This is a genomic window from Ruegeria sp. AM4, from assembly GCF_056540665.1.
The window spans coordinates 1-25072 of record NZ_JBQFXD010000018.1; the positions used below are offsets into that span (position 1 = coordinate 1).

General features: G+C 52.5%; 26 protein-coding genes and 1 pseudogene. 8 read left to right on the top strand and 19 right to left on the bottom strand.

All coding sequences use genetic code 11. The features are described from left to right. Positions 1 to 184: 184 nt before the first annotated feature. The gene (locus ACR0JA_RS21735; protein ID WP_480579600.1) at positions 185 to 1018 is read left to right on the top strand and encodes a CE1 family esterase; all 834 of its coding nucleotides are present in this window, start codon (positions 185 to 187) and stop codon (positions 1016 to 1018) included. Between the two features lie 385 nt (positions 1019 to 1403). On the opposite strand, the gene ACR0JA_RS21740 is transcribed toward ACR0JA_RS21735, so the two are convergent. Then, a complete protein-coding gene (locus tag ACR0JA_RS21740) occupies positions 1404 to 1796 on the bottom strand; it encodes a DUF6714 family protein (protein ID WP_480579602.1) in 393 nt (130 codons plus the stop codon). A gap of 95 nt (positions 1797 to 1891) precedes the next feature. Here ACR0JA_RS21740 and ACR0JA_RS21745 point away from each other — a divergent pair, with 95 nt between their 5' ends. The 4 genes and pseudogenes from ACR0JA_RS21745 to ACR0JA_RS21760 all read left to right on the top strand — a co-directional run bounded on the left by ACR0JA_RS21745 (position 1892) and on the right by ACR0JA_RS21760 (position 5387). Continuing rightward, positions 1892 to 2572, top strand: a complete 681-nt coding sequence (locus ACR0JA_RS21745) for an IS6 family transposase (protein WP_480579604.1) — start codon at positions 1892 to 1894, stop codon at positions 2570 to 2572. 53 nt (positions 2573 to 2625) lie between these two features. Beyond that, positions 2626 to 3360 (top strand): annotated as a pseudogene (locus ACR0JA_RS21750) (IS30 family transposase); the annotation flags it as partial. 421 nt (positions 3361 to 3781) lie between these two features. Further along, entirely contained in the window at positions 3782 to 4723 is a 942-nt protein-coding gene (locus tag ACR0JA_RS21755; RefSeq protein ID WP_480579606.1) for a nuclear transport factor 2 family protein, read from the top strand. A 205-nt stretch (positions 4724 to 4928) separates the two neighbouring features. Further along, entirely contained in the window at positions 4929 to 5387 is a 459-nt protein-coding gene (locus ACR0JA_RS21760) for a MoaF-related domain-containing protein (RefSeq protein WP_480579608.1), read from the top strand. A gap of 333 nt (positions 5388 to 5720) precedes the next feature. Here the strand turns inward: ACR0JA_RS21760 and ACR0JA_RS21765 are convergent, their stop codons facing one another. The 10 genes from ACR0JA_RS21765 to ACR0JA_RS21810 all read right to left on the bottom strand — a co-directional run bounded on the left by ACR0JA_RS21765 (position 5721) and on the right by ACR0JA_RS21810 (position 15122). Then, complete coding sequence (locus ACR0JA_RS21765; RefSeq protein WP_480579610.1) at positions 5721 to 7022, bottom strand: TRAP transporter large permease; 1302 nt, start codon at positions 7020 to 7022, stop codon at positions 5721 to 5723. Next, positions 7012 to 7572, bottom strand: a complete 561-nt coding sequence (locus ACR0JA_RS21770; RefSeq protein WP_480579612.1) for a TRAP transporter small permease — start codon at positions 7570 to 7572, stop codon at positions 7012 to 7014. Before ACR0JA_RS21770 ends, ACR0JA_RS21765 begins: the two co-directional genes overlap by 11 nt. A gap of 4 nt (positions 7573 to 7576) precedes the next feature. Next, positions 7577 to 8584 (bottom strand): TRAP transporter substrate-binding protein, encoded by a 1008-nt coding sequence (locus tag ACR0JA_RS21775; protein ID WP_480579614.1) that lies wholly within the window; start codon positions 8582 to 8584, stop codon positions 7577 to 7579. Between the two features lie 121 nt (positions 8585 to 8705). Further along, positions 8706 to 9632 (bottom strand): hypothetical protein, encoded by a 927-nt coding sequence (locus ACR0JA_RS21780; protein ID WP_480579616.1) that lies wholly within the window; start codon positions 9630 to 9632, stop codon positions 8706 to 8708. A gap of 109 nt (positions 9633 to 9741) precedes the next feature. Further along, complete coding sequence (locus tag ACR0JA_RS21785; protein WP_480579618.1) at positions 9742 to 10587, bottom strand: class III extradiol dioxygenase family protein; 846 nt, start codon at positions 10585 to 10587, stop codon at positions 9742 to 9744. Between the two features lie 28 nt (positions 10588 to 10615). Continuing rightward, positions 10616 to 10984 carry a hypothetical protein gene (locus ACR0JA_RS21790; RefSeq protein WP_480579620.1) on the bottom strand — a complete coding sequence of 123 codons (369 nt, stop codon included), beginning with the start codon at positions 10982 to 10984 and terminating at the stop codon, positions 10616 to 10618. A gap of 131 nt (positions 10985 to 11115) precedes the next feature. Next, positions 11116 to 12300 carry a 4-hydroxybenzoate 3-monooxygenase gene (locus tag ACR0JA_RS21795; RefSeq protein WP_480579622.1) on the bottom strand — a complete coding sequence of 395 codons (1185 nt, stop codon included), beginning with the start codon at positions 12298 to 12300 and terminating at the stop codon, positions 11116 to 11118. A gap of 356 nt (positions 12301 to 12656) precedes the next feature. Then, complete coding sequence (locus tag ACR0JA_RS21800) at positions 12657 to 13598, bottom strand: SPL family radical SAM protein (protein ID WP_480579624.1); 942 nt, start codon at positions 13596 to 13598, stop codon at positions 12657 to 12659. Next, positions 13595 to 14170 carry a TMEM175 family protein gene (locus ACR0JA_RS21805; RefSeq protein ID WP_480579626.1) on the bottom strand — a complete coding sequence of 192 codons (576 nt, stop codon included), beginning with the start codon at positions 14168 to 14170 and terminating at the stop codon, positions 13595 to 13597. Before ACR0JA_RS21805 ends, ACR0JA_RS21800 begins: the two co-directional genes overlap by 4 nt. 139 nt (positions 14171 to 14309) lie before the next feature. Further along, positions 14310 to 15122, bottom strand: coding sequence for a nuclear transport factor 2 family protein (locus ACR0JA_RS21810; RefSeq protein ID WP_480579628.1), 813 nt, complete (start codon positions 15120 to 15122; stop codon positions 14310 to 14312). Between the two features lie 219 nt (positions 15123 to 15341). On the opposite strand from ACR0JA_RS21810, the gene ACR0JA_RS21815 reads away from it, so the two are divergent. Further along, positions 15342 to 16253 carry a LysR family transcriptional regulator gene (locus ACR0JA_RS21815; RefSeq protein WP_480579630.1) on the top strand — a complete coding sequence of 304 codons (912 nt, stop codon included), beginning with the start codon at positions 15342 to 15344 and terminating at the stop codon, positions 16251 to 16253. Positions 16254 to 16339: 86 nt separating this feature from the next. On the opposite strand, the gene ACR0JA_RS21820 is transcribed toward ACR0JA_RS21815, so the two are convergent. From ACR0JA_RS21820 to ACR0JA_RS21845, 6 genes are all read right to left on the bottom strand, one after another. Beyond that, positions 16340 to 17128, bottom strand: coding sequence for a nuclear transport factor 2 family protein (locus ACR0JA_RS21820; RefSeq protein WP_480579632.1), 789 nt, complete (start codon positions 17126 to 17128; stop codon positions 16340 to 16342). Positions 17129 to 17236: 108 nt separating this feature from the next. Continuing rightward, positions 17237 to 18106, bottom strand: coding sequence for an amidohydrolase family protein (locus ACR0JA_RS21825; protein WP_480579634.1), 870 nt, complete (start codon positions 18104 to 18106; stop codon positions 17237 to 17239). An 11-nt stretch (positions 18107 to 18117) separates the two neighbouring features. Continuing rightward, positions 18118 to 19191, bottom strand: a complete 1074-nt coding sequence (locus ACR0JA_RS21830; protein ID WP_480579636.1) for a 4-oxalomesaconate tautomerase — start codon at positions 19189 to 19191, stop codon at positions 18118 to 18120. Beyond that, on the bottom strand, positions 19184 to 19855 hold the full coding sequence (locus ACR0JA_RS21835; RefSeq protein WP_480579638.1) for a 4-carboxy-4-hydroxy-2-oxoadipate aldolase/oxaloacetate decarboxylase: 672 nt from the start codon (positions 19853 to 19855) through the stop codon (positions 19184 to 19186). The genes ACR0JA_RS21830 and ACR0JA_RS21835 overlap by 8 nt, the downstream gene beginning before the upstream one ends. Beyond that, positions 19855 to 20589: a PIG-L deacetylase family protein gene (locus tag ACR0JA_RS21840; protein WP_480579640.1), complete on the bottom strand. Its 735-nt coding sequence runs from the start codon at positions 20587 to 20589 to the stop codon at positions 19855 to 19857. Before ACR0JA_RS21840 ends, ACR0JA_RS21835 begins: the two co-directional genes overlap by 1 nt. Before the next feature lie 105 nt (positions 20590 to 20694). Next, positions 20695 to 21474: a coniferyl-alcohol dehydrogenase gene (locus ACR0JA_RS21845; protein WP_480579642.1), complete on the bottom strand. Its 780-nt coding sequence runs from the start codon at positions 21472 to 21474 to the stop codon at positions 20695 to 20697. Positions 21475 to 21871: 397 nt separating this feature from the next. Between ACR0JA_RS21845 and ACR0JA_RS21850 the strand changes: the two genes are divergently transcribed. Together ACR0JA_RS21850 and ACR0JA_RS21855 are read left to right on the top strand one after the other, a co-directional pair. Beyond that, complete coding sequence (locus tag ACR0JA_RS21850) at positions 21872 to 22435, top strand: putative antibiotic biosynthesis monooxygenase (protein ID WP_480579644.1); 564 nt, start codon at positions 21872 to 21874, stop codon at positions 22433 to 22435. A gap of 156 nt (positions 22436 to 22591) precedes the next feature. Beyond that, complete coding sequence (locus tag ACR0JA_RS21855; RefSeq protein WP_480579646.1) at positions 22592 to 22999, top strand: MOSC domain-containing protein; 408 nt, start codon at positions 22592 to 22594, stop codon at positions 22997 to 22999. 200 nt (positions 23000 to 23199) lie between these two features. Here the strand turns inward: ACR0JA_RS21855 and ACR0JA_RS21860 are convergent, their stop codons facing one another. Together ACR0JA_RS21860 and ACR0JA_RS21865 are read right to left on the bottom strand one after the other, a co-directional pair. Beyond that, complete coding sequence (locus ACR0JA_RS21860) at positions 23200 to 23499, bottom strand: DUF2218 domain-containing protein (protein WP_480579648.1); 300 nt, start codon at positions 23497 to 23499, stop codon at positions 23200 to 23202. Next, entirely contained in the window at positions 23496 to 24983 is a 1488-nt protein-coding gene (locus tag ACR0JA_RS21865) for an aldehyde dehydrogenase family protein (protein ID WP_480579650.1), read from the bottom strand. The genes ACR0JA_RS21860 and ACR0JA_RS21865 overlap by 4 nt, the downstream gene beginning before the upstream one ends. Positions 24984 to 25072 lie beyond the last annotated feature (89 nt).

Here is a 25072-nt window from a genome sequence, read left to right on the forward strand (position 1 = left end):
CTCGGTCCCATCATCGCCAATCCTCCAGCCCATTGGAAGAATTGAATCAGCAGTTCATGCGGCGATCAAGGATGAGTTTTTCAACAAAATAGGCCGTCATCAATAGTTGAATTCTGCACCAATGCCGTCTCGAAAAAATCCATTCCGCAATATGGTACGGTCAGACATTAGGTGAGGACCAGATATGCTCGAAAAAGTAACAACTGCATTGTCCACGTTTCTGATTTCGGGGCAGGCAATTGCGCTTGATTGCGGCGAAGTATCCAAACCCTGCAAAGTAGATACCGGCGAATACCAAATCGCCCTGCCAGACGAATGGCAGGGCGGGCCAGTCGTGATACACTTGCATGGTTATGGCGGGTCCGGAGCAAAGGTGCTTAAAAACAAGCAGTTCGTCGAAGCATTCACCGCGCGGGGCTATGCGTTTGTGGCGCCGACCGCACTGCCATGGCAGGAAGGCAAACCCGCAGATTGGTCGGTTCGGGATGGGTGGATTACCTATCCCCGCTCTGATGTCAGGTTTCTCCGTGACGTGCTGGCAGATGTCGTGATCCGTGCAGACGTGAATCCGGACCAGGTGTTGCTCACAGGGTTCTCACGAGGCGGTTCCATGGTGTGGGAAGTTGCGTGCCTCGCACCAGATCTGGCGCGTGGCTATGCCCCTGCTTCCGGTGGCTTCTGGCTCCCAATGACCCAAGAATGCCTCGGGCCAGTTCACATGCTTCACACACACGGTTTCACTGACAAAGTTGTGCCGCTTGAGGGCAGATCAATACACAATGAAGAATTCGATGTCACCATTACCCAGGCCGATATCTGGGAAGGTCTTGCGTTGTGGCGCCAAACTAACGAATGCCAACACAACGCGGCGGAAAACGAAGTGAGAGCCAATCTCTGGCGCAAACGGTGGGAATGCGAACACGGTAGTCTTGAACTCTTTTTGCACGACGGCGGACACGGCTACCCAAAAGATTGGGGCACGATGGCGCTCGAATGGTTCGAAAGCCTGGAAAACTGACGAAACAACAAAATCACAACAGTCGTATTCGTTCAGACTGAATCGGCCCGTCGACTCTCAAGTCACACCGTGCCGGGTAAACCTCACTAACCCTTAAAGAAAATTTCCCAGATAGCAGCAATGATGACACTGATGCCAGCGGCGAATACCAATGCGATTGCGCTGAAGAACAAACGCGGCTGGCTGGAGCGGCGGATAATCGAAAAATGAACTCTTATCTGGCCTCTAAGCAAACCATCTGCTGCCATCGATATTGCAAAAAAGTCGAGTGCCAGCGCACTGGACCCGCCCTATAGCCGTTGCCATTGCTCATCCTCAGTCACTGACAGCGGTAATCCGATTGCTAGAAATAGCGCTGCGAAGAGCCACATCAATTACAAAAAAATCATCGAGCCAGTGACCGCATGCCTTGGTCAATCCAGAAATTGACCAGGGCTGTTTCCGCAAACTCACCGAGATCAGGATGGTCGCTGAAATGATACAGAAACCTCAACACGGTCTCCTCCTGTGCAAGTGTCAATTGGTTGAACTTGGACTTCCTGAACTCGTGCAGCATTTCTTTCGATGTGTCGGGGTTAAGTGCCAGCAGAATACTTTCACCGGCATATTCCGGACTGTCTGAATTTCGCAGAGTCCAAATCAGATACGCGGGCAAGTAGTACTGAAAGGCTTTGGGGCTGAAAGCAGTGGGGGCTGCGTAACTGTATACGATCATTTGATCGGTCAACTCATGCCATTTGACCCCGCCATAGAATGCAAGAATATCCACGTCATCCATACATTCGGGGGGCTCTGTTGCAAACTTTTGACTGTTGACGCTCTTGGGTTTTGCGCGTGAATGGCTTTCGATCCTATTAAGCCGAAAGCCAGCTCATGATCTCTTTTAAAGGTGCGCAATATCCGAAGGATGTGATCCTGTTCGCGGTCTTTTTCTATGTTCGATACGGCGTGTCCTACCGCGATTTGGAAGAAATCATGGCTGAACGAGGCGTGCAGGTGGACCACACCACGCTGAATCGTTGGGTGGCACGGTACTCTGGCGCCATTACTGAAGCAGCGCGTAGGCGCAAAGGGCCATGCGACCGCTCCTGGCGAATGGATGAGACTTACATAAAAGTGAAAGGCGCGTGGGTTTATCTATACCGGGCCGTCGACAAACACGGCAAGACACTTGATTTCATGCTCTCGCAGCGCCGAAACAAACCCGCGGCGACAGAGTTCTTCGCCCGGACGCTGGAGACCAATGGCCTTCCGAGAAAGATTGTGATCGACAAGAGCGGCGCCAACACAGCTGGTATCAAGGCCATCAACAAGATGCTCAAGGGCTTTGGTTGTCCGATTCCAATGGAGATCGTCAGGCGGAAATACTTGAACAACATCGTGGAACAGGATCATCGGTTCATCAAGAGACGCACTCGGCCAATGCTGGGGTTCAAATCCTTCGCTTCAGCGGCAGCGACGCTCGGCGGAATCGAAGTGGCTCATATGATCCGCAAAGGTCAACTCACGCCCGGACTCTGTCCTTTCAAACAACTCGCCGAGTTGGCCACCTAACTCCGAAGCGATCACTGAAATAGCTCGTCGCCCTCTAAACTCTGCAACAGAACCTCTATGAAGGCGCCAAGCTGCGCGTGTGTCAGGAAACGATTTATAATTATATCTATTCTCAGGAAGGTATGGCCGACGAGCTTTGGTGGTATCTGCCTGAGCACAGAATGTATCGTCGGCCGCTCCGCGCCAGGAAACGTCAGGCCCCCAAGTTCGACCGCGATGTCAGTTTTCTGTTTCGACCGGGTGATATCGCGCATCGCCGCCAGCTTGGGCATTGGGATGACGAATTGATGCTATTCAATCAGGCGCTTGGTCAGTCAAATGTCACGTCGCTGGTCGAGCGAGTCAGCCGGTTCACAGTGCTGTTGAAGAACCCGAACAAGCGGACGAAACCGGTCATGCCTCGCCCGGCAGGCGATTACAAAGCAATCTGCCGAGAGGGGCAAGATCATAAAGGCTGTCCGCAATCTGCCCCACCAGGCACGCAAATCCATCACCTTTGAACACGGCACCGAGTTCGTGAGCTGGCCGCACCTTCAATCCGAGATTGGAACGCAAACTGGTTCTGTGATCCCTCATCACCGTAGCAAAAAGGTACCGTCGAGAATGCCAACCGCAGGGTTCGGCGATGGCTTCCCCCCAAGCGCGACATAACGGCAGTCTCAGATCTTGAATTAAAAATGATCTGCGACCGCCTCAACGCGACGCCTCGGATGGAAACACCAGCCGAGGTCTTTCGCGAAAAGATGATGGAGGAAATGGGCCGAGCCCCCTACCCTAAACGTCAATAGGAGCCGCGGTTCAGGTATCGCTCACACCCCAAAAGCAGAACGTAACAATCAAGTGTGACTGAATCCTGCTTGCGTCTGATCAAGCCAATTTGCTGCTCGTGTGACCGGATTGCTGAAAGCGAATTCCAATCCAGACATAAACGATCAATTTTATTTATGTGACTTATTACTTTTTGTCCGTTGTTTCGATCAATACTAGCCCCTTATTGCTTACTGAAGCGAGTGGTTTTCATTCCTAGCTTGGGCGGCGATCACATTTCCCTGACTCAACACTTGGGGGGCATGACACTGAATTCCTGCTAAGACGAAATGAACAACGCTAAACAAAGCACTAATCAGTATGCGCCTGCCCGGTCCGCAAAATCGCAACTTGAACATTGTGTAGCTAGATGAAGCTAATTCCATTGCAGAAGGCGACAAAATGAAAAGTCTAACCCTAGCTTCTACAATTTTCTTAGCCAGCGCAGGAAATTCGATAGGGCAAGAAAATGTAGCTTCGCCCTCTGGAGAAGAGGTGAGTTCGCAAACAAAAGAGAAACAGCTAGAGGGCCGTCAGTTTGGGGAGAGTGCGGTTGCCACTGACAGCCAAAAAATCAACAATGCGCAAGGCCTAATCCTCAAAGGAATCCGGGACGGGGACCTGAAAGACGCCGTCGATAAATATATTGGGGATCGCTACGTCCAGCACTCGGCCGGAGTAGCCAATGGTAAGGACGGATTCCTTCAGTTTTTTGAACCGTTTCTTGAACAGAACCCAAAACGAAACATCCAGATCGTACGAGCCATTGAAGATGGGCGGTTTGTTTTCCTGCATACCTATCGAAACCTTAACAATGGCGAATCGGAGTGGGTCACCGGTAATCTTTTTGATACGGATGACAACGACAAACTGATCGAGCATTGGGACGTAATTGATGAAGATGAAGGAACAAATCCGGCTGGGCGCACCATGGTGGATGGACCAACCGAGATCACAGATCTGGATAAGACCGAAGCCAACAAAGCGTTAGTTCAAAGTTTTTTCGACACCGTTTTGTTGGGCGGGAAATTCAACGAAATCACCAATTACATCTCGCAAGAACAGTATGATCAACACGCCCCGGGTATGGAAGATGGCCTTTCCGGATTGTACAAGCACATTCAAAAGCTTCGGGAGACGGTTGGAATAGCAAAATACCACAAGGTGCATCGTGTGATTGGCCAGGGTAATTTCGTCGTTGCCTTCAGTCAGGTTCAGAAGGCGCAGAGCCACTTTGCCGTCTTTGACATCTTCCGCGTGGAAGATGGTCGGTTGGTCGAGCACTGGGACGTGCAGGAAAAAATTCTTGCGCCTGAAAAGTGGAATAACTCCGGGAAATTCTGAATCGACAACTGACGCCATCCTCGTCAACTGGGGCCGTGCTCCGGCTCTGGCGAAGTCTGTCAGGGAAGAAAAATATTGTGATCAAGACGTTAACACGGGTGACAGCTATTGCGAGTATCGGGGCATTTGTCCGCCCCGCCGTTGCACGGGCTGGATAATAAGCAGCTAGATGAATAAGAGAACAAAGCAGAAAGTGAGTAACAGAATGAAACGCTTATCTTTAGGACTTATGGCCTTGCTGGCGAGTGCAGGAATTACCATGGCGCAGGAAAACACAACGTCATCTTCCCTGGAGATTGCAAAGAAAGAAGCGGAAGAAAAACAGCCGGAACATCTTCTTGATGGCACTCATATGAACTATTTCTATACGAATGGCGGCGGTATCCACATTCGATTTTATGACGGTATGCTTCAATATGAGTGGATTGCAGGCCCCAGAAAGGGGAATGGGAACAAAGACCTGGAATACTCGTCGAGGAAAATTGGCGACAAATTTTACCTTGTAAGCTGGCTCGAAGAGTCACATCCTGACTACACAACGCTGGTTTTCAACTTCAACAACCAAGTCATGTATTCGTCGGGTATATTTCGCTACGGCACAAAAAATCAATTCACGAGATTTGACGGTGGGATCATAGAAAACTTGGTTCTGGTCGAGAAATAGTGAGACGTACTTGTCAAAGGGTTGCGGATATTACGGCCTGTTCCGGGCGTAGAACTCATCAAATTTCAACAGGAATTGCTGAATGAAGCGCCGCGCCCATGGGACCCAATGTCGTTGCTGGCATTCCTGGTTTCTTGTTCTTTGATCATTCCGGTATTCTGCGCCTCGGTGAAAAGACTCTTTCGCATTCGTTTGCTCATTCAAAACGTTGGACTAATTCTGCATCAGAATGCGGGAGATTTCGGGAGCAGATCTGGGGCGAAGTTTTTTCCCATTTCAATGACGTTAAACGTGAAGAGAACATGCAGCGTAATTGCCAGCTCGTTCAGGCGTTCAGAACATTTTCTGTGGAAGGAATAGAGCAATTTGGGGGAACAAGATCAGAGCAACAAGCGTAACAAGCATCGCCACCCAAAATGGCGCAATTCCGCGAAAAACCTGCGCCAATGGAACAGACGGTGCGATCATCTTCACGAGAAACACATTCAGCCCAACTGGCGGTGTAATCAGACCCATTTCTAGCACAATAACCATCAGCACGCCGAACCAGATCGGATCGAACCCCAAGGCAAGAATGATCGGGAAAATGATCGGCAATGTCAGTACCAACATGGCCAAGCCTTCCAGGAAAGTGCCCAGAACTATTAACGCTGACAGAACAATTAGTAGTGTGCCATAGGCACCGAGATTCAATCCGATCAGCTGCTCTACCATCAGGTCCGGTAAACCACTCCGCGCCAGAAACGGAGTAAATACGTGTGCGCCGATCAGGATCAAATAAGTCATAGCCGTTGTCTTTACTGTTCGCAGCAAGACCGAAACTGTCGAGTTTCGAGTTAGCTTTCCCCGAACCAATGCAGCTACGCTTGTTAGGGCGGCTCCGATACCTGCGGCTTCAACCGGTGTGAATATGCCGAGATAGATACCGCCTATTGTCGTTAGAATGATGAGAAGCAGCGGTGCCGCATCAAACAGGGCGGTCAAGCGCTCCTTACCCGTACTGACCGCTCCCGGTGGCCCCATTTCAGGGTTTAGGCGACACATTATACCGACAGTCAGTACAAACAGTGCCATGAGAAGAAAGCCCGGCAGGATACCTGAAATGAACAATTGCCCAATCGATTCCTCAGTCAAAATCGCGTAGACGATGAAACCTGTGGACGGAGGAATCAAAATCCCAAGTGTTCCGCCTGCGGCTACCGCACCGGTTGCCAACCGGTCATCATATTTAAACCTGTCCATCTCGGGCAAGGCGACCCGGCCCATCGTGAGAGCCGACGCGACCGAGGATCCGGAAAGGGCGGCGAACCCGCCGCAACCAATAATCGTCGCACTTGCCAAGCCGCCGGGCCGATGCCCGATGAATGCAAAAGCAGCGTCATACAGGTTCCGGCTCATTCCGGAAACACTGGCGATGTTACCCATCAAAATGAACATCGGAATTACGATCAGCGTTGATTGAGTGACAACAACCCATGTCTCGTCACCAAGCGTTGACAGAGCAATACTGAGATTGCTCATACCCCAGATACCGACCGTTCCAGAGGCGACCAGCGCAAGACCAACTGGCATCCGCAACGCCAGCAGAACAAACAGCCCCAAAACACCATACAAACCAATCAGCTCACCGCTCATCGGAATTCTCCTCAACAACCAATGGACTGTCCGATACGTTCCAAATTTTCGTCAGCTCAATTAACCCGGCAAATCCGGCGCCAATTGCGAGCATGATCCACATCGGTTGGTGTGGAATGCGTCTGATGTTTGTGGTTTCGTTTGATTCCCCGGCAAGCATTGCTGATTGGATTGCCTGCCATCCCATTGCAGCAAAGCTAACCGCCGCAAGGATGCGAATGGCGGGATCGACAATTTGCCAGAAACGATGTGGCAACACCGGCTCAAGGATATCTACCCGTACATGCCCGCCAATTTGACCGCAGTATCCGATTGCAAGGAAAATTACAGGAACCATCGCAACCTGAACGATCTCCTCTGCTCCGGAAATCGCTTTTCCCGTAAAAAACCGAAGTGTCACATTCAACACAATCAACGCGGCGATTCCGACAATTACAGTTCCCGCCACGATGGCCAGATAGCGATTTGCATTGCTGGCAAGGGCCGACAGATTTTGCCCCTTGGCTAGGCGGTTACTGTGTTTGTCAGGTTCTGGAGAATTGGACTGCATCGGTTCAATCTGCCTTCAGAGCAGAGATTATTGCCGCACCATCAATTCCCTGGGAATCCAGATCGGACGAAACCGATTGATAAAGATCGGCGAGATTTGCAACCATCTCTTCGCTTTGTTCTGATGAAAGATCGACAATCGTGAATCCCTCCAGAGCTTCCAGATGCGAGCGAGCGGCCTCTCCTGCAGTCACGTAGACTCCGGTAGCATGACGGCTCAATTCATGACCGGTGACCCGATTTATCTGTTCCTGTTGATCGGGGGTCAAATTGTCCCACGATGACTGGTTCATGAGGAGAAAGAACGTGGTTACCGTGTTTGGCAGCCCAAAAGTTGCAAATCCGGCGACTTCGTCGAGACGAAAGGACTTTATAGCATCGGCACCGATAAATACGCCATCAATTACCCCCGTTTGCAGTGCGTTGTAGATTTCGGGCGCTGGCATCGTCACAGCGTTCGCACCCCAGGCTTCCAGAACGTCTGCGCCGATTGCCGATGGCGCGCGGATGGTCAGCCCAGCAAGATCATCGATCGTTTCTACCGCACGGTCTCGCGTCAGAAGAACAGCTGCTGAGTTCACCCAAACCGCAAGAACCTTGGTTTTTTCGTAGTCTTGGGCAATCGCATCAAAATTGCCCCACAGCACGTCCACTGCTTCTTCCGGTGAGGCAAACATACCCGGCAACTCAGCAGCCAACGTTCGTGGAAATTGCGACGATGTGTAGCCCTGCAATCCAAAACTGATATCCGCGACGCCGGAAATCACACGATTATATTGCCGTTTTGGTCCGGCCCCTAGCTCTCCGGAGGGGTAAATCCGAACCGTAACCGTACCGTTGGTCGCTTCTGAGATATCCTCCGCCAGAGGACCAAAGACCTTCGCATTCATCGGATGCTGCACCGGAATAAAGTTAGCCAGTGACAGCTCTGTTTCAGCAGCAACAGGAGCAGCGACAGACAGAAGTGCGCACATTCCGAGAATCGAACTGATTATCTTTATGACTGATGGCATTTTGATCTCCTGTTTTCATTAAGATTGATACGTTGAGATGAATTGCGGCTAGCAATGGCCGTTGCTGCCCCTCCGCAGGTCAGAACCGTGCGGCGAGCCGGATTGCGCTTTAGCGAGTTTTCTAGAAAAGGAGCTTCTTCTTGATTTCCAGAGGCGTAGTATCAGCCGTTGGCTCGAACGGAATACCCGCTCCGGCCGCCGCAATGCAGGAAGAAACCTTGCTCCAGTTTTTGTGCACCCAGCCGGGCTTGGAAAACGGATTCACAGGAATATCGTCATAGATCCGAGCCGCTGTGACCTGTCCTTTTGAGTTGTAATCATAAACCGCCAGACCTGCTGTATCGTCCTCGAAATTTATGGCGCCCCAGCTAGCCAGATTTTCCTCGATAGCACAGGTATGTTCGTCGCTCGTCACCGTCACCCAGCGCAACGGAACGCCACCGTCCTCTGCCATAGCTATGGCAAAAAAGCGTATCAATTTCTCGCCCTTGAAGGGCACGCTTGGCACACCCATGAGATAACCGTCTTCGGGAAAAAGTTTGTAGACATCGAAATCAGCAGCGGCGATCTCATCAACATATCTGCGCACTGGTGCGGGGATCTGTTCAATCAGTGTGTCATCTGTGGGGAGCATGGCTTTTCTGACGAATTGTTGGTTGTTGGTCAGAAAGCCGTAACTGTAATAAAGCCGCATCGTTGTGATGCCTTCGATCCCGATGTCGGCCACATTGGCAAACATGATGGGGCGCGGGACAGGCGGGATCGGCATATGAATTCCGACCTCGTGAACCACGCGCTCAGGTGAAGTAGTGTTTTTTACGAGCTTGAGCTTGTCAATCGACGCCCCCATGCTTTCGAGCCATTCCTTTTCCTCTGCAAGGAATTTGGCCACCTCGTCGTAACCAGCAACCAGACCGCCGCGAGGGGAGTCTATCGATGGTTCACCTTCGAATGCACCCAGAATGGCAGCAAAGTTGCCGGCAAGTAAATTTGAGTAAAAATTTGCTGCATTGGCATGAGGACCAGTATCGATATCTTCTGCTATCATATTACGCGCTTCCCTGCATTCCATCGGGTCTTCTCGAAGTTGTGGTTCGAATGGAAGAATGGACCGGTGGCGCCCAGCCGCTGCAATGGCCTGCCGGGCGCCGATATTCCTATGCCGCTTTCGCATCTTCCATGACGGTAACCGCCATGCCGGTCAGCATCGGCATGTAGTAGCTGCGGTGGATTTTGTTGACTTCAGGGGTCAGCGCACCGCGCATGCCCAGCCACATCATCATCTCAACCGATTCCGCACCACCGCGTTCCATCCAGATATCATGCGGGATGTCGATCAGGGCCTTCGGATCATCCTCGATCTTGTTGAGGAATTCCTCATCCCAATCTTCGTTGGTATGGCCGAAGCGCGTACCATTAAGCTGATGCGACAGACCGCCGGTGCCTACCACGGCAACGCGGGCGTCCTCAGGATAGGACTCCACGGCTTTACGAAGCGCATGTCCCAGTTGCCAGATACGGTTGGGTGTCGGCAACGGATGCTGAAGCACGTTGATGTGCAGCGGCACGGTTTTGACGGTCCAATCCGGATCGTGGTCAAAGAGAAGAGGCAGTGGAACCAACAGACCGTGGTCCATCACCATTTCCTGGCAGACGGTCAGGTCGAACTCGCTGTCCATGATGAGCGAGTTGGCCAGATGCCAGGAAAAATCGGCATCACCCTTTACCGGCGGAAGATCCCGAACACCCCAGCCCTCGTCCCCAATCGGGTATTCATCGGCCGCGCCCATCGCAAAGGTCGGGCACTTGTCGTAGAAGAAGTCGGTGCCGTGATCGTTATAGATGACGATCGCGTGCGTGACGCCTTTTTCCTTCAGAAAGGCCTTTGCCGGCTTGTAGCCTTCCCAGCACGGCTGCCATTCAGGAGATTGATCGTTTTGGTCGTAAGCAGTCCCGATCGACGGGATATGCGACGAACCAATACCTGCAACTATTTTTCCCATGTTCGTGTCCTTTGTGATCTGACTTCGTTCAGGTGTTCTGCTTCAGCGGAACGTTCCGTGTCTTCATGAACTCTTCGACGGATTCACCACGTTGCTGAGCGCCCATAGAGGCAAGCCCCTCACCGGTGACGCCGCCAAGTTTGATCAGCATGTAGATGCTGCCGCCGCCTTCTTCGATCAGCGCCTTCACGTCTTTTTCGACGATCTTCTGCTTTTCCCAATCCGAAAGCTTGTAGCTGTTCATGTAGGTTTCAGGGTCCGCTTCGAACGCAGCACGGTTTTCGGCCAAGCGAAGTGAATACGCGAACTTGTTCAGTTGGAGACCCTTTGCCGACCGTTGCCCGGTAAACACCGTTGTGCCCGGAATGTGGTCCGAGTGTCCGGTTTCTTTGCTCATGTTCTTTGCTCCTTTCCCAGCGAGAGTTTGAACGGATTCATCGCCCGGTCCTGGTTCGAAGAACCGGGCGGTCGGATTGCAGCCGCCGCAGTTTTGGCACCCTTGGCTGCCACTACAGTCGCTGCGCTGGCTCACAGTTCCGGCCAGTAAGCGAAAGGCAGACCCGTATGTTGCTTGGCATATGAGATCTGCGCGGTTTCATCGGTCACCAGATATTCCAGCTCGGCCTGTTGCATTCGGCGTTCAAAGGAATTGGTCCCTGGGAAGATGTGGTATTTGGCGGTATTCGCCCACGAGAAGCGTTGGGTCTGGACGTTCCGTTCCACTGCCAGCCTGGAATACTGATCGAGGATGGAGGAGTCGTCCTTGGTATAGTGCTGGATCAAACCGGCCGAGAGCACGCTGATATCAGCAAAAGCCGAATTCAAACCCTTTGCGCCTGTGGGTGGTACGATGTGGGCTGCGTCACCGGCCAGAAACATGCGGCCATAACGCTGTTCTTCGCAGAAGAAACTGCGCAGCGGTGCCAAATCTTTCTGGAAGATTTCGCCGCGGATGAGCTCCCACCCTTCGGTACCCATGCGGGCATCCAATTCATCCCAGATGCGGTCATCCGACCATTCATCCAGATTCTCATCATTGGCAACCTGCAGATAGAGACGCTGAACCTCCGGACTCCGCATGCTCAGCAACGCAAAGCCCCGGTCATGGTAGGTGAAGAAGGCGACCGGTTTGGATTGCGGCGCCTTCACCATGATGCCCAGCCAGCCCAGCGGGTATGTCTTTTCGTGCATCCTGATCCCGCCTTCCGGGAGCGATTTGCGCGACGCGCCGTGATAGCCATCGGCCCCAACCACGAAATCGGCAGTCAAGGTCTTTTCGACGCCACCTTCCTCATAGGTTACAGTGATCTTGTCGCCATGATGATCAGACACTCCGGTCACAGGGGTCTCGTAGAGTACGTTGTGACCCACGCTGTCCAGAGCGCCGAGTAAGTCTTTTGTCACTTCCGACTGACCATAAACGGTGACACCCACGCCAATCAGTTTTTCAAAATCGATGAAATGATGAGTATTGTTGATGCCGACCTCGACACCACGCTGATACATGCATTCTTTCTGAAGCCGCTCACCCACACCGGCGCGGATCATCAGATCGACCGCGTTTTTTTCCATCACGCCAGCACGGATGCGGCCCTCGACATAGGCGCGGCTACGGTTTTCGAACACGATGCTCTCGATTCCGCGCTGGCGGAGAATCCAGGCCAGAAGAGACCCGGATGGACCGGCTCCGATTATGGCTACGGGGACATGCATTGAGTTGCTCCTTTTTACCGTAATGTCCGTTGCTCTGGCCGTTCGAAAAAAGTTCTCGCGGCAGTTCTGCTCAGGCAACTGGGAGGAGATTTCAACGACGGGCCAAAGAACAGACCGGGCAGCTTTGCGCCACCGCCGGATTGGCATCGTCCGACGAAGTCGATCTCCTCCCAATGCCAAATTGCTGAGCCTAGATTAGCGGTCGCAATCCATAAGAGCTATTCATGTGAAATGATAATCTATATAGATTATCATTATAATTATGCACGCCGTTTAGTGTACGACTGCTTCAATCTGATCTGCAGGTAGTGTGCTCGGCAGACGCCTGTTCGACCGCGTTCCAGTCACCGTGACTCTCAGTTTTCCACCAAAGATTGCGCTCCGGCGTGATGCACTATTTCGTCAAATCGCATCCTAAGCCCGTGCGCATCAAGCGAGGCTCTGATCTGATCCTCAAGAACTTTCCGGTAATCCGCGTTTTGAGATTTCGAGTAAACTTCCTGAATCTCAGTGGGTTCATCCTTTAGGTAGGCATTCAGACGCGTGCTCACATGGCGTGGCATGTTCAGAAATTCCACTTTGACCTCAGATGTCCCGGCGCTTTTGATTTCTGAAAAAAGCTGATCGATCAATGAGGGGCGCAAGTGCATATGGGGCAACAATGGCCCGACGAAAACATAAGTCTTTATCCCGGCCTCATTCAGACGGCGTAGTGCGCCCAGCCTTGCGCTTGCCAACGGTGCCTTCATGTCCATTTTTCGGCTCAGAGCGTCATCCGTTGTTGCTATTGAAAGCCCTACTTCTGCATTTTCAAGCTCTTGCAACAGGCCTGCATCATCCATGACAGACGGGCTCTTTGTAAGAATACTGACCCGCCCACGATATCTATGCCTGACCAAAGCCTCCAGAACACCACGGGTCAGGCGGTACTTTCTTTCGACACCCTGATAAGGGTCAGTAACAGTACTGATTGAGAGACGCGGATGTGGCTTCTTTTTTAACAGGCGATGAATTTCGTTTTCGAATATCTCCACCGCATTGGTTTTCACGTAGACATAGTTACCCCAATTCGAGATGCTTTCGCCGACAAACCTTCCCATGAAACTTGCGAAACAGTAGCTGCATGCAAATTGGCAACCAGTATACGGGTTAATAACAAAATCAGCGCTCGGAACCTTTGTGGATGAGATGATGGTTTTGGCCTCTACTTCGTGAATTTCAAGCGCCATGTCGTTGATCCTTTGTTTGTTCGAACTCGTAGACGAAGGTGATTGACGTGCTGCGAGGTGCCGGATCACGCTGCATCGCTGACCTCTTCGAGAACACGTTCCGGCATCGCCCAGATAAGAGCGACTACCGCATAGCAAATGATCGAGACCCAACTGGCCGCGAAGGCGGCCGCAATTCCGAATAGATAAACAAAGATAACCTTGTATCGGTGATTTTTCAGGATCGACCCGCGCAAAACAAAGTCATCGCCAGCGTGTTTTGCAATCGAGCTTTGCAGTCCCATATACGCAAGCGCACACATCGACAGAATGCCGCCATATAGTGCCACAGGGAGAGCGGACCCCAGATTTTCATCAACCCAGGACGTCGCGAATGGGATTAGCGAAAGCCAGAACAGCAAATGTAAATTGGCCCACAGGATTTTACCGTTGACCCGATGGGTAACCGCAAGAAGATGATGGTGGTTGATCCAATAGATTCCGACGTAAACAAAGCTCATTACGTAGCTTAGGAACTTTGGAGCAAGCCCCAGCAAAGCTATTGCTGAGACGTCATCTGGCGCTTCTAACTCCAGAACCATGATGGTGATGATGATCGCAATGACACCATCGCTAAACGCCTCTAGCCTGACAGTTTTCATTATATATCCACATTCTTAAGTTCACCGGATTGAATTATGGGCGGTTCAGGTCTTTGTTCCCTTCAACCAGAAAACGGGGCGCTGATATGCGCCCCGCAGATGTTTTTTGGCGATTGCGCCCAGTTCCACGAGTGAATTTTCAGAACTTTCCGTTGTCGTTCTTCCAGTCGGACTCAGGTGGGATTGCCGCCATGATCCCCCAGTGCTGATCGACGTAGCCATCGCTCAGCCCCAGCAAATCGAAGTAGGCAAAGGGTTTGCCAGCAAATTTTCCTTCGGACATCACCAGAACAAAGTTCCCTTCACCATGTACGGCGTGGATCTTGTCATATTCCATTGTGATGCCTTTTTTGGCGAATTCGCCCAACGCCGCTTTCAGCCCTGACACGCCATTTGCGATATCAGGGTGATGCTGAATATAGTTGTCGCCCTTGACGAAATCCCCGATCTTGTCGATCTCACCCTTTACAAGAACGGTGTCGATATAATCGTGTGCTTTCGTTTTGTTCTCTTCGGTCTTATCAGCGTCGACAATTTGGGTAGCACCATCAAGCTGAGTATTTCCGCTGGGGTTAGGCTTTGAGGCCAACGGCATCATGTTGTCCCAGTGTTCAACAATCAGCCCGTCTTCGAAACGGAACACATCAATCACGACCAGTGGGGATTTGTTATTCCACGCGCCGCTGTATAGGGATTGCACAACAGCAAAGTCCCCGTCGGATAGTGTTCGGTAGGAGTTCACGAGTGTCCCCTGGAATGCACCCGATTCCACCGCACCAATTACAGGCGCGATACCGTCAGGAAAATAAGGGTTGTGCTGAATATACTTGTCCGGATTGACGTACTCTTTCATTGCGGTCGCATCACCAGTCTGGAAAGATTGCAGTACAGCCGCAGCTTTTTCGCCGTTGGACAAATCTTGGGATTGGGCAGTCGTCGCCAGCATCACCATCGACACTGCTGACAAGAAAATTCTACGCATTTCGGTTCCTGTTCATTTCAGTTTGTAAAAGCACATGGGCAATCTTGAAACTTCCAGGGAAGAGCTGATCCATGGTTGGTCAGTTACTTGAATACTCTCGCCCCGCGCCTGTGCGAATGAAATCTAGACACGTCACCACCTTGCTGTTAGTCTGAAAAATATGAAAATAATTTTCCGATAATGTGAAAGATGTTCGACTATCTGCGAGGGATGGCCATCTTTTCGGTTGTGGCCGAAGCCGGCAGTTTCAGTGCTGCGGGAAAAAGGCTAGGGCTGGCCACATCAGGTGTCAGTCAGCATGTCAGCAATCTTGAGAAGCGCCTTGGAACCACTCTGTTCTACCGTTCAACACGAGCGCTTTCACTGACAGCGGACGGAAAGAGCCTGCTGGAAGCGTCGCAGCGAATGTTGAGCGCTGCCGAAGACGGCGTGAATCGCATCGTTGATTCAGGTCCAAGTATTGTTGGTGAGCTAACAATTACGATGCCAACGTTCATGAATAACACCGAATATGAACATGCGATCTGGGATTTTGCGCGGGAAAACCCAGGTGTCTCCCTGACCGTCATGTACAGCGAACACCTTGTTGATCTGGTGAAGGAAGGTGTTGATCTGGCCCTGCGGCTTGGGGAGTTGAGCAGCTCAAACCTTCGCAGCCGCCGCATTGGAACCTTCAGCCGAACGCTGGTCGGCGCACCTCATTATCTGCAACAAGTAGGCCCGGTACTGGAAGTCGAAGATCTCTCCCGGTGCGAGTTTCTGTCTTTTCAGGGACTTCAGGCCAAGCTTGTATTGACCCGACAGGATGAAGAGATTTTCTTTTTGCCATCCGGTTCACGCATCAGAGTCGACTCTTTTTTCGCAATCCGCTCAGCGTTGTTGGCCGGGTTGGGGATTCATCGTGGGCCCAGTTTTCTATACGCCGACGACATTGCCGAAGGCCGCTTGCAAGAAGTGCTTCCGGACTGGAAACTGCCGAACATGGGAATTTTTGCGGTCTGGCCGGATATTGGCGGGCACAAGGCCATAACGAGAATGCTCGTCGAGCATATCGTCGACAAACACAAATCCATCCAGGCCGAACGCCGCATTGCCCTGTAAATTTTGATCGTATCACAAACTCAGGGGCTCAAAAGTTATCGAAGTTCTTTCTTTGGCGTCTCAGCAAAGAACTAAGACGACAGAGATCAGAACTTTCCGGAGTTATTCCACTCCTCCGGCGCGAGGATTCTCTCCAAAACGTCCCAATGTTCGACGAGCTTGCCATCTTTCAGTCGGAAAATATCAAAAGCTGCATAGTGACCATCACCGCGCTGTAGATGCCCATACGTGACCACAAAATTCCCCTGCCCGATCAGTTTGTGCAACTTGTGATACTTCGCGAAACCGTGCGTCTCCAACAGCCTATGAACGTGTTCCTTCAACCCTTCGATGCCATCTTTGGCTCCGGCAGCATGCTGATCGTATTGGTCCGACGAGATATATTCGGTGATCTTCTCAAACCGACCGTTCAGAAGGATGTCATCATAGAAATGTTGCACAATCTCTTTGTTTTCAGCAGTGCGGTCCAGATCTTCGATATCAACCGGACCGTCGACCATAGTACGTCCCGCCGGATTTTCACCCTCATACTTCGCAATAACGTCCCAGTGTTCGATCATTCGATCCTGATCATCAGTATCGAACATATCGGCGGTAACCCATTCTGCTTCACCGTTGTTCAGGCTTTGGTAAACATGGAGGAATACATTCCTTCCGTCTTCTATGGCGCGAATGACCCGAATGTCCCTGACAGGGTTTCGCTTCACGAAGGGCTCAAAGAAATCAATGAAACCCTCCTTGCCGTCACCCACGCCAGTGGAATGTTGCGTATAGCGGGCACCAGTGAACTTATCCAACGCTTGGCGTATGTTTCCATCCCGGATACCTTCCAGATACAGGCCCTTGGCGTTTGCAATCTTTTTGCTGTCCGGCATAGTGTTTCTCTCTTTTTCAAGTCAGAATTGTCGATGTGATTTTGGCGCTTGCCTGAAAACTAACTCAGCAAACTGTCCCTTTGGGATCCGATCCTTAGTGTCCCGATCTCAACCCCAGTAAAGGCGCATTGGATTCTCGACCAACAAAGCCTGCTGCTTCGCTGGTGAGGTGGCTATTCTGGGTATGACATCCACCAGTTGGCCGTCATCGGGAGTGTGTGACTTCATATTCGGATGGGGCCAGTCTGTCCCCCACAGAACACGGTCAGGGAAAAGATCGACCAGTTCGCGGGCAAAGGGGATGACATCGTCATAAGGCGGGCCGCTGACCGTCAGACGCTCTGGGCAGCTTACCTTGGTCCAAAAGTTCTCATGTTCCGTCATCAGTCGTATGAAACGCTGAAAATCTTCGTGATTTATGCCATTTGTTACGTCGGGCCGCCCCATATGATCGACGACAACCGTTGTGGGCAGGCTGGTCAGAAACGGGATTAGTTCTTCAAGGTCGGGCGCTTCGAAATAGACGACTATATGCCAGCCCAGCTTGGCGATGCGCTCGGCAATTCCCTGGAACACCGACTTGGGCGTGCTGTCGACCAAACGTTTCACAAAGTTGAATCGGACGGCTCGTACACCGGCTGCGTCAAGATGCTTCAACTCATCATCCGTGATGGCAGGGTCGACAACTGCAACGCCACGGGCCAGATCCCCGGCTGCATTTAGCGCATCCACAAGCGCGTCATTGTTGCGACCATGGCACGATGCCTGAACGATCACATTCCGAGCAAATCCAAGTCGGTCTCGCAGGGCAAACAGCTTGTTCTTTCCAGCGTCGCAAGGCGTGTATTTACGCTCAGGCGCGTAGGGAAACTGTTGTGCCGGGCCAAAAACATGGCAGTGCGCGTCGACTGCTCCGAGCGGCACTTTGAAAGCTGGGTTCGACGGGTTCGGATGAAAAGGAAGATAGTCGGCGTCCATGTTAATGTCCTTCAATCTGCGAAAATCATTCCATCGAACAATTTGCGTGCGGTTCGTAAAATTCCTGCGGTTTCGATCTCGCCATTTTCTGACAGTTCAACCACAACTGTTGTTTCACCGCTTGGATGCTCGACGGAAAGAGATATGGATGATCCCTGCGGTACAATTGCCTCAGTCGCTGCTGGCGCACCGTCTAACAGGCAAGCGGTGGCGACACTGACCGCGCCAAGAACACCAATAGATGCATGGCAACGGTGTGGAATGAACGTGCGAGTTGATATCGCACCCCCGGCTTTTGCCGAGGAAATCATCGTCATTTTGGGGACTGATTTGCTGGAGACATCACCCAGATTCATCAAATGTCCGGCTTTCAGGCGAATACCTTCAAGTCGCGCTTTTAAGGCCTCGTTCCCATCAAGCTCATCGCGGGATTCCGTGCCCTCGATGCCAACATCGCGGGCGCGGAACACGACCACTGGCATGCCGTTGTCGATTAACGTGGCTTGTATTCCGTCGATTTCATTTACCGGTTGCCCGGTTGGAAGCAGGGCGCCGCATGTTGAACCGGCCGTATCAGTGAATGAAATCGGTATCGGTGCGGCCGCGCCTGGCACGCCGTCTATCTTCGCCTCCCCGGCATACACCACGCGCCCTTTGTGCGTTTGTACCTGAAGGGTCGAAATCTGGCCCGTATTCTCCATGAAGACCGTAACAGGCGTAACTTCATCTTTTGGCTGAACCAACCCCCGCTCGATTGCGAATGGCCCGACCCCGGCGAGTATATTTCCGCAGTTTTGCGCGTCAGTTACAATCGCCTGATCCACGAAGACCTGCAAAAACAAGTAGTTTACGTCGACACCAGGCCGGGTCGATTTCGAAATAACAGCCACTTTCGAAGTCAACGGATCGGCGCCCCCCATGCCATCAATCTGGCGCGGGTCGGGGGAACCCATAATTCTCAGCAGAAATGCGTCTCGCTCTGCTATATCTGATGGCAGATCGTAAGCGAGGAAATACCCTCCTTTGGACGTGCCTCCGCGCATCCACATGCACCTTATTGCATCTGAAGAAGGCGTTTCAGACATACTTCAGGCCTTTGTCAGCAAGGCGACCACGCATGTCATAAATGTCCAGTCCGAGTTCACCGCTGGCCAGGCGTGCGCGCTTGCTTTCCTCGTTAGCTTCACGCGCCCTCGCCTTGCTCAGTACGTCTGTGGCGTCCTCCCGACGAACAACACAAACCCCATCGTCATCCGCGACAATCACATCGCCCGGATTGACTTGAGCTGCAGCACACACAATCGGGACATTGACCGACCCCAATGTCTCTTTGACTGTTCCCTGGGCAAAAACTGCCTTGGACCAGACCGGGAACTGCATTTCCGTCAAGTCGCGGATATCACGAACACCAGCATCGATAACCAGGCCTGCACAGCCCCGTGATCTGGCCGATGTGGCCAAAAGATCTCCAAAGTACCCGTCGCAGCACGGAGATGTTGGGGCCAATACCAATATGTCCCCCTCCTGCAATTGCTCGATGGCCACGTGCAGCATCCAGTTGTCACCCGGTGGAGCCGAGATAGTCACCGCCGAAGCCGCAATCCTGGCGCCCGGATACACGGGGCGCATATAGGACGCCAAAAGACCTTTGCGCCCCTGTGCTTCATGTACAGTCGCAACACCGCATTCAGCCAGCCCGGTTATGACCGCCGGGTCTGCGCGCTCGATATTTTGCACAACCACACCCATTACAACTCATCCACCGTGCGCGGGTAGATCGACTGGAAGCCCTCAGCGTATTCGGCCTTACGACCCCCGGCCATTCCCCCTGAGTTACGACGGAAATGGTTGGCACGGTTACGAGCGACATTGGTGTAGTAGTCCCACAGATGTTCCTGACCCTGCATGCATTCAATTGCCGCGCGCTTCTTGTTCCAGACTGATGTGATGTCGAGGAAAGTGTCCGGTTTCCAGCCCATCTGCTCGGTTTGGTGCGGCTCAAACAAATAGAGCTGCGGTGCGCCAAGGACTTTTTCGCCCGGATTGTGCCCCCAAGCCTGCGCTATCATCCGGCACTCCATAGCAACACTGGTCGCGTACATATGGTCGGTATTGTAGGGATCGTAGGCCGAATGGCTCAGCATGAAGTCGGGCTGTACCTTGCGGATCAGATCCACAACTTCAAATTTCTGCTCACGCTTTAGTTCAAGCGGGTAATCTCCTGCGTCAAAGAAAACGATGTCATGTGCCCCAAGAGCGGCCGCGGCTTTTTCAGCTTCGGCCCGACGCGCTGTTTTCACCTGGTCAAGTGTGCAGCCATCCTGCTTCCATAGCTTTGCAGACTCTCCGCGCTCACCATAAGAAAGGCAGGCGATGGTAACATCAAACCCCTTTTCCTGATGCAGGGCGATGGCGCCACCACAGCGCCAGACGAAATCTGCCGCATGAGCACTGATGACAAGCGCGCTCTTGTTATCCGTCATGATTGGTTCTCCGGAATGCAGGTGTTGGACCACTTGGTTGGGCTTTAGAAAAGAACCCGGCCGGTTCGGCGTGAACCGAGCCGGGTTCCTTCCAGGGAGAGAAGGTTACAGACCGTTCATATTGCACAGAGCATTTGCGGCCTGACCGCCATCCACGGCGATATTTGTGCCGCGAATCCAGGGCGTCATATCGGAAAGAAGGAAGGCAACGACCGGCGCCACATCTTTCGGAGTTCCAGCGCGATCCATGACCTTGCGGGCTTGTTCAGCTTTCTCGCCCAATGTCTCAAGGAAGTCCTTCAGAATTGGCGTCTCCACTGCACCGGGGCTGATGGCATTCACGCGAATACCACGATCGCGCCAGGTCCAACGATGCTGCATGGTCCAGACAACAAGCGCCTCTTTCGCGAAGAAATATGAACGGGCCTGTTCCTTGTCGATGCCGTGGCGGGCTACAAAATCAGCGACCTGTCCAAATTCCAGATTTGCCGCTTCTTTGATCTGGTCCACCGAATTTGGCCAGCCCAGCCCCGCCAGTGATGCCAGATTGACGATGGAAGCTCCATCAGCCAGCTTGTCGATCATCTTTTCTGTGAAGTACTTCAGGCCAACAAGATTAACTCTGATAACCGTTTCGGCATCGACCGTGGGCGGGACACCGGCGATGTTTGCTATGCCGTCGATACCGTCGGGAAGCGCATCCACCAAAGCATCGATTGACGACTTGTCGCCAAAATCGACCTTGTAGAAAGTATCGACATTTTCAGAGACCTCATTCCGGTCGACACCAAGAACCGTGCCACCGAGTTCTTTGACAAGACGTGCTGTTTCCGCACCGATACCTGAGGCACATCCGGTCACGACGATCTTTTTGTTTGTAAGCATTTTGAATTCACCTTCTGTCGGTATTGAACTTCGGCTTGTTCACTCGATCTTAGGCAACGAAATTCATTCGATCTATTGATGGGTAGTGATATTTATTATGATTAACTTTTATAAATACATCTTGTGCGCCCCCCAAACATCCGCCTAATGGTAGCAGAGCGTTTACCGCATCCGTTAAGAAATCCGTTTGTGTTCCGTTACTTACGATGTGTCCTCGAAACTACTCACTGCCAAGCCCGTGCCCTCGGCGTTAATGCGGAAAATCTCAGTGATGACGAATTTGAGCCTTTGCCCAGCCGGCCAGGCTCTTGTGAGATCAAAGTCTCATTCTTAGTCTGAAGGTGATTTTAGCGCGTCAGAATTCATCTCAGAATGCGCCCCGAGTTGGAGTGACAGAATGTCAAATACGTCGCCTGTCCTGTCCGTCATCGTTCGCAAATTCCGCGAAAATCAACGGGATGCAGCAAACGAGGTCCTTGCCCGTTTCGAGCAGGCACTGAAATCGCAACCGGGGTTCATTGAAGTCCGCCACAATGCACCATCAAACGAATCCGGTGGGACTTCTGCGACCGTAATCTCCTTTGCCACGCTGGAAGATCTGATCGCCTGGGAACAGTCGTCAACGCGCAAGGAAATAGTGGAAGAGTTAGCGCAATATATCGAAGGTGAAGTGGTCAAGAACCGGTTGTGGGATCTCGATTCTCTGCTGGGTGGCCTCGGCGCGCGCCATGTCCATCAGAAATGGAAAACCGTATCGGTCCTGACCTTTTGGGTTCTGGTCGTGGGGGCATGTCTAAGCTGGATAGCCGATCAGATTTCCCCCGAATTTCCAGTTGGTTATCCGCGGACAGTTCTACTTCTGATCTGCAACATCCTTCTAAACTCCTATTTCTTTCTGCCCAGATCGATGGAGCTTTTGCACCGGCTGGAAGAGAAGTACGGGGCGAAGCCATCTGCCTAACGCCGAGCCTCTGTAACACCCACCATGGTGCGAAAACAAAAGTTCAAAAGTGTTCCCCGATTTTTAGGCGGTGACCCGGACACAGAAACCGAGAGCAAATTCATGAATAACGGAAAACTCCTACATATTCACACAGCCGCAAGAACCGGGCGGCCAATGGTTTCGCACGAAAGCGCCATCGCCGTTGCAGATGCGGGACTAGAGGGCGACAGGTATCTAAAGGGTGACGGACGTTTTTCCCGTTCGCCTGGGTCTCGTGACGTTACTCTATTCGAAAATGAGGTGTTGGAAGCCCTTAAACAGGAGCACGGTTTGGAGTTGCAGCCCAAGGAGCATAGGCGCAACCTGACGACCGAAGGTGTCGCATTGGCGCAGCTTGTCGGCAAAACCTTTACTGTAGGAGCAGTAACTTTGGAAGGCCTTCGCCCCTGCAACACGTGCCGTTTTCTGAATGTCGCTTCACGCAAACAGGTCTCGGTACCACTTGCAGATCGAGCCGGGCTGATTTGTCGGGTCGTAAAGGGCGGAACAATCAACGTCTCGGACCCGATCAAACAGCGTTGAAACGGGCCCACACACCCGATTGGGGACTGATTTCGAAGCTCTTCGATATAGCCATATTTGTCTCCCACAAAATGCGGAGAGCGTAAGTCGATCAGGTTATCCATGGCGCGGCCACGATGATTGTCAATCAGAACGAACAGCCAGGTTAATTCGCGTTACGCGAATTTTCCCGGAACTGCCCGAATTTAAATGCATTCGCTTCACTCACCCTCAGACCAAACAATTGTGGGCGGATCGCGAAACGCAAACCGTTCCAGATGCGATGCTGCCACATGTTCCAGTCGTTTTCGGTGTTCGTCGGTATCCGCAAATGTCTGCATTATCAGGGTATCGTCACCTTCGGTGCTGAGCTCAAAGTAGCCGTAGCTCAGGGTTACCTTTGCAGTTGCTTTAGTCTGCTCTACGTCGACTTTATGTGCGAAATGCTGGGCGAGCTGCTGCAGATACCGCGACGCTGGGGAAAGGGCGATGCGGGCTGTTGATGTAAGTTGAGCACTCATAGCAAGAACCCCTCGGGGCCTGTGATGGTATGCGCTTCGGTGAAGGCCAGAATACCATCGTAACCCAGATTGCGGCCAATCCCGGATTGCTTGAAGCCGCCAAACGGTCCGCGTGAATCCTGTGCCGTCGGGCCGTGAGCGTTGAGATAGGTGTAGCCGGCTTCGATCCGACGCGAGATCGCAACAGCACGTTCCTGATCCGGCGTCCAAACCGAAGAACACAGGCCATAGATGCTGTCATTGGCTTTGACGATGGCTTCTTCATCGGTTTTAAACTTCATGATCGGCAGAGCCGGACCAAACTGTTCCTCATGTACGACCGAAAGCGATGGATCGGCATCGTAGACCAATGCAGGTCTCTGGAAATAGCCACCACCGTTGTACAATGCTTCGTCCGGCACCTGACCGCATTCGCGCACTTCCGCACCCTTGGCACGCGCCTCGGCGATCATGTCGGTCACCACCCTCAGCTGCTTGGCATTGTTGACCGGCCCCATGGTGGTTTCCGGCAACAGACCGTCACCAACAACCGCACGTTCACAGGTCGCAGTTAAACCATCAATCACCTCGTCATATCGGCTCTCATGCACATAAAGCCGTTTCAGAGCCATGCAGATTTGACCCGACGATCCGAAGGCACCCCAGTACATCCGATTGAATGCATCATCATCCAACACGGCGTCGTCCAGAACCAGCCCGGCGTCGTTGCCGCCCAGCTCCAATGTGACCGGGGTGATGTTGTCGGCGGCCACCTTCATGACGTGACGCCCGATGGTGGTGGAGCCTGTAAAGTTCACCATACGCACCAAGGGATGCCCAACCAGCGGATCACCGATGGTCGACGCAGAACCGGTGAGGATGTTCACCACGCCCGGTGGCAACAATCCGGCGATGATTTGCAGGGTCAGACTCGGTGCCAGCGCCGAATTGGCCGAAGGTTTGACAACCACTGTGTTACCTGCGGCCAAAGCCGCAGGTAATTTGGCGCCCAGGATCGACAGCGGCCAGTTCCATGGGACGATCAGCGCTGCAACGCCGCGCGGTTGGCGTGCGATTAGCGTGTCAAACGGAGGGCCCTTGATCTGTTCATCAATCGCCATACGCTCGGCAAACGCGGCGGCCTGCATGAAACGGTCCCCCAATCGGGACATCTCCAGCAGTGTTTCACGCCCGATCTTGCCGTGTTCACGTGTGAACAGGCGCGAGCGATATTTGACGTCGTCATCATCCGCTGTGAGCTTCTGGGCGACTTCGCGCAGCAGCGCCGCACGCTCGCCAAAGCTTAGCGCGGACCAGGCTGGAAATGCAGTGTGGGCGGCCTGAACTGCGTCTTCGACATCTCGTTCGGTGGCAGAGGCGGCATGGCCGACCAATTCCTCGGGCCGGGCCGGATTGTGAATGTCGTAAACGTTTCCATCCGAAGCATCGCGAACCTCACCGTTGATAAAAATTCCAGTTGTAATGACCTTATCCATGTTGCTCATGGTTTCGCTCCTTCAAAGCTGGTGAGAGACCGGGGGCACACTGAACGCCGACGACGCCAAGTGAGCGTCTTCCCAAGTAGATCCGCATC

What these genes read in the sequence shown, in the direction of transcription:
- ACR0JA_RS21735 (WP_480579600.1), top strand. Translation starts at nt 185, where the DNA reads ATGCTCGAAAAAGTAACAACTGCATTGTCCACGTTTCTGATTTCGGGG.
- ACR0JA_RS21740 (WP_480579602.1), bottom strand. Translation starts at nt 1,796, where the DNA reads ATGGATGACGTGGATATTCTTGCATTCTATGGCGGGGTCAAATGGCAT.
- ACR0JA_RS21745 (WP_480579604.1), top strand. Translation starts at nt 1,892, where the DNA reads ATGATCTCTTTTAAAGGTGCGCAATATCCGAAGGATGTGATCCTGTTC.
- ACR0JA_RS21755 (WP_480579606.1), top strand. Translation starts at nt 3,782, where the DNA reads ATGAAAAGTCTAACCCTAGCTTCTACAATTTTCTTAGCCAGCGCAGGA.
- ACR0JA_RS21760 (WP_480579608.1), top strand. Translation starts at nt 4,929, where the DNA reads ATGAAACGCTTATCTTTAGGACTTATGGCCTTGCTGGCGAGTGCAGGA.
- ACR0JA_RS21765 (WP_480579610.1), bottom strand. Translation starts at nt 7,022, where the DNA reads ATGAGCGGTGAGCTGATTGGTTTGTATGGTGTTTTGGGGCTGTTTGTT.
- ACR0JA_RS21770 (WP_480579612.1), bottom strand. Translation starts at nt 7,572, where the DNA reads ATGCAGTCCAATTCTCCAGAACCTGACAAACACAGTAACCGCCTAGCC.
- ACR0JA_RS21775 (WP_480579614.1), bottom strand. Translation starts at nt 8,584, where the DNA reads ATGCCATCAGTCATAAAGATAATCAGTTCGATTCTCGGAATGTGCGCA.
- ACR0JA_RS21780 (WP_480579616.1), bottom strand. Translation starts at nt 9,632, where the DNA reads ATGATAGCAGAAGATATCGATACTGGTCCTCATGCCAATGCAGCAAAT.
- ACR0JA_RS21785 (WP_480579618.1), bottom strand. Translation starts at nt 10,587, where the DNA reads ATGGGAAAAATAGTTGCAGGTATTGGTTCGTCGCATATCCCGTCGATC.
- ACR0JA_RS21790 (WP_480579620.1), bottom strand. Translation starts at nt 10,984, where the DNA reads ATGAGCAAAGAAACCGGACACTCGGACCACATTCCGGGCACAACGGTG.
- ACR0JA_RS21795 (WP_480579622.1), bottom strand. Translation starts at nt 12,300, where the DNA reads ATGCATGTCCCCGTAGCCATAATCGGAGCCGGTCCATCCGGGTCTCTT.
- ACR0JA_RS21805 (WP_480579626.1), bottom strand. Translation starts at nt 14,170, where the DNA reads ATGAAAACTGTCAGGCTAGAGGCGTTTAGCGATGGTGTCATTGCGATC.
- ACR0JA_RS21810 (WP_480579628.1), bottom strand. Translation starts at nt 15,122, where the DNA reads ATGGTGATGCTGGCGACGACTGCCCAATCCCAAGATTTGTCCAACGGC.
- ACR0JA_RS21815 (WP_480579630.1), top strand. Translation starts at nt 15,342, where the DNA reads ATGTTCGACTATCTGCGAGGGATGGCCATCTTTTCGGTTGTGGCCGAA.
- ACR0JA_RS21820 (WP_480579632.1), bottom strand. Translation starts at nt 17,128, where the DNA reads ATGCCGGACAGCAAAAAGATTGCAAACGCCAAGGGCCTGTATCTGGAA.
- ACR0JA_RS21825 (WP_480579634.1), bottom strand. Translation starts at nt 18,106, where the DNA reads ATGGACGCCGACTATCTTCCTTTTCATCCGAACCCGTCGAACCCAGCT.
- ACR0JA_RS21830 (WP_480579636.1), bottom strand. Translation starts at nt 19,191, where the DNA reads ATGTCTGAAACGCCTTCTTCAGATGCAATAAGGTGCATGTGGATGCGC.
- ACR0JA_RS21835 (WP_480579638.1), bottom strand. Translation starts at nt 19,855, where the DNA reads ATGGGTGTGGTTGTGCAAAATATCGAGCGCGCAGACCCGGCGGTCATA.
- ACR0JA_RS21840 (WP_480579640.1), bottom strand. Translation starts at nt 20,589, where the DNA reads ATGACGGATAACAAGAGCGCGCTTGTCATCAGTGCTCATGCGGCAGAT.
- ACR0JA_RS21845 (WP_480579642.1), bottom strand. Translation starts at nt 21,474, where the DNA reads ATGCTTACAAACAAAAAGATCGTCGTGACCGGATGTGCCTCAGGTATC.
- ACR0JA_RS21850 (WP_480579644.1), top strand. Translation starts at nt 21,872, where the DNA reads ATGTCAAATACGTCGCCTGTCCTGTCCGTCATCGTTCGCAAATTCCGC.
- ACR0JA_RS21855 (WP_480579646.1), top strand. Translation starts at nt 22,592, where the DNA reads ATGGTTTCGCACGAAAGCGCCATCGCCGTTGCAGATGCGGGACTAGAG.
- ACR0JA_RS21860 (WP_480579648.1), bottom strand. Translation starts at nt 23,499, where the DNA reads ATGAGTGCTCAACTTACATCAACAGCCCGCATCGCCCTTTCCCCAGCG.
- ACR0JA_RS21865 (WP_480579650.1), bottom strand. Translation starts at nt 24,983, where the DNA reads ATGAGCAACATGGATAAGGTCATTACAACTGGAATTTTTATCAACGGT.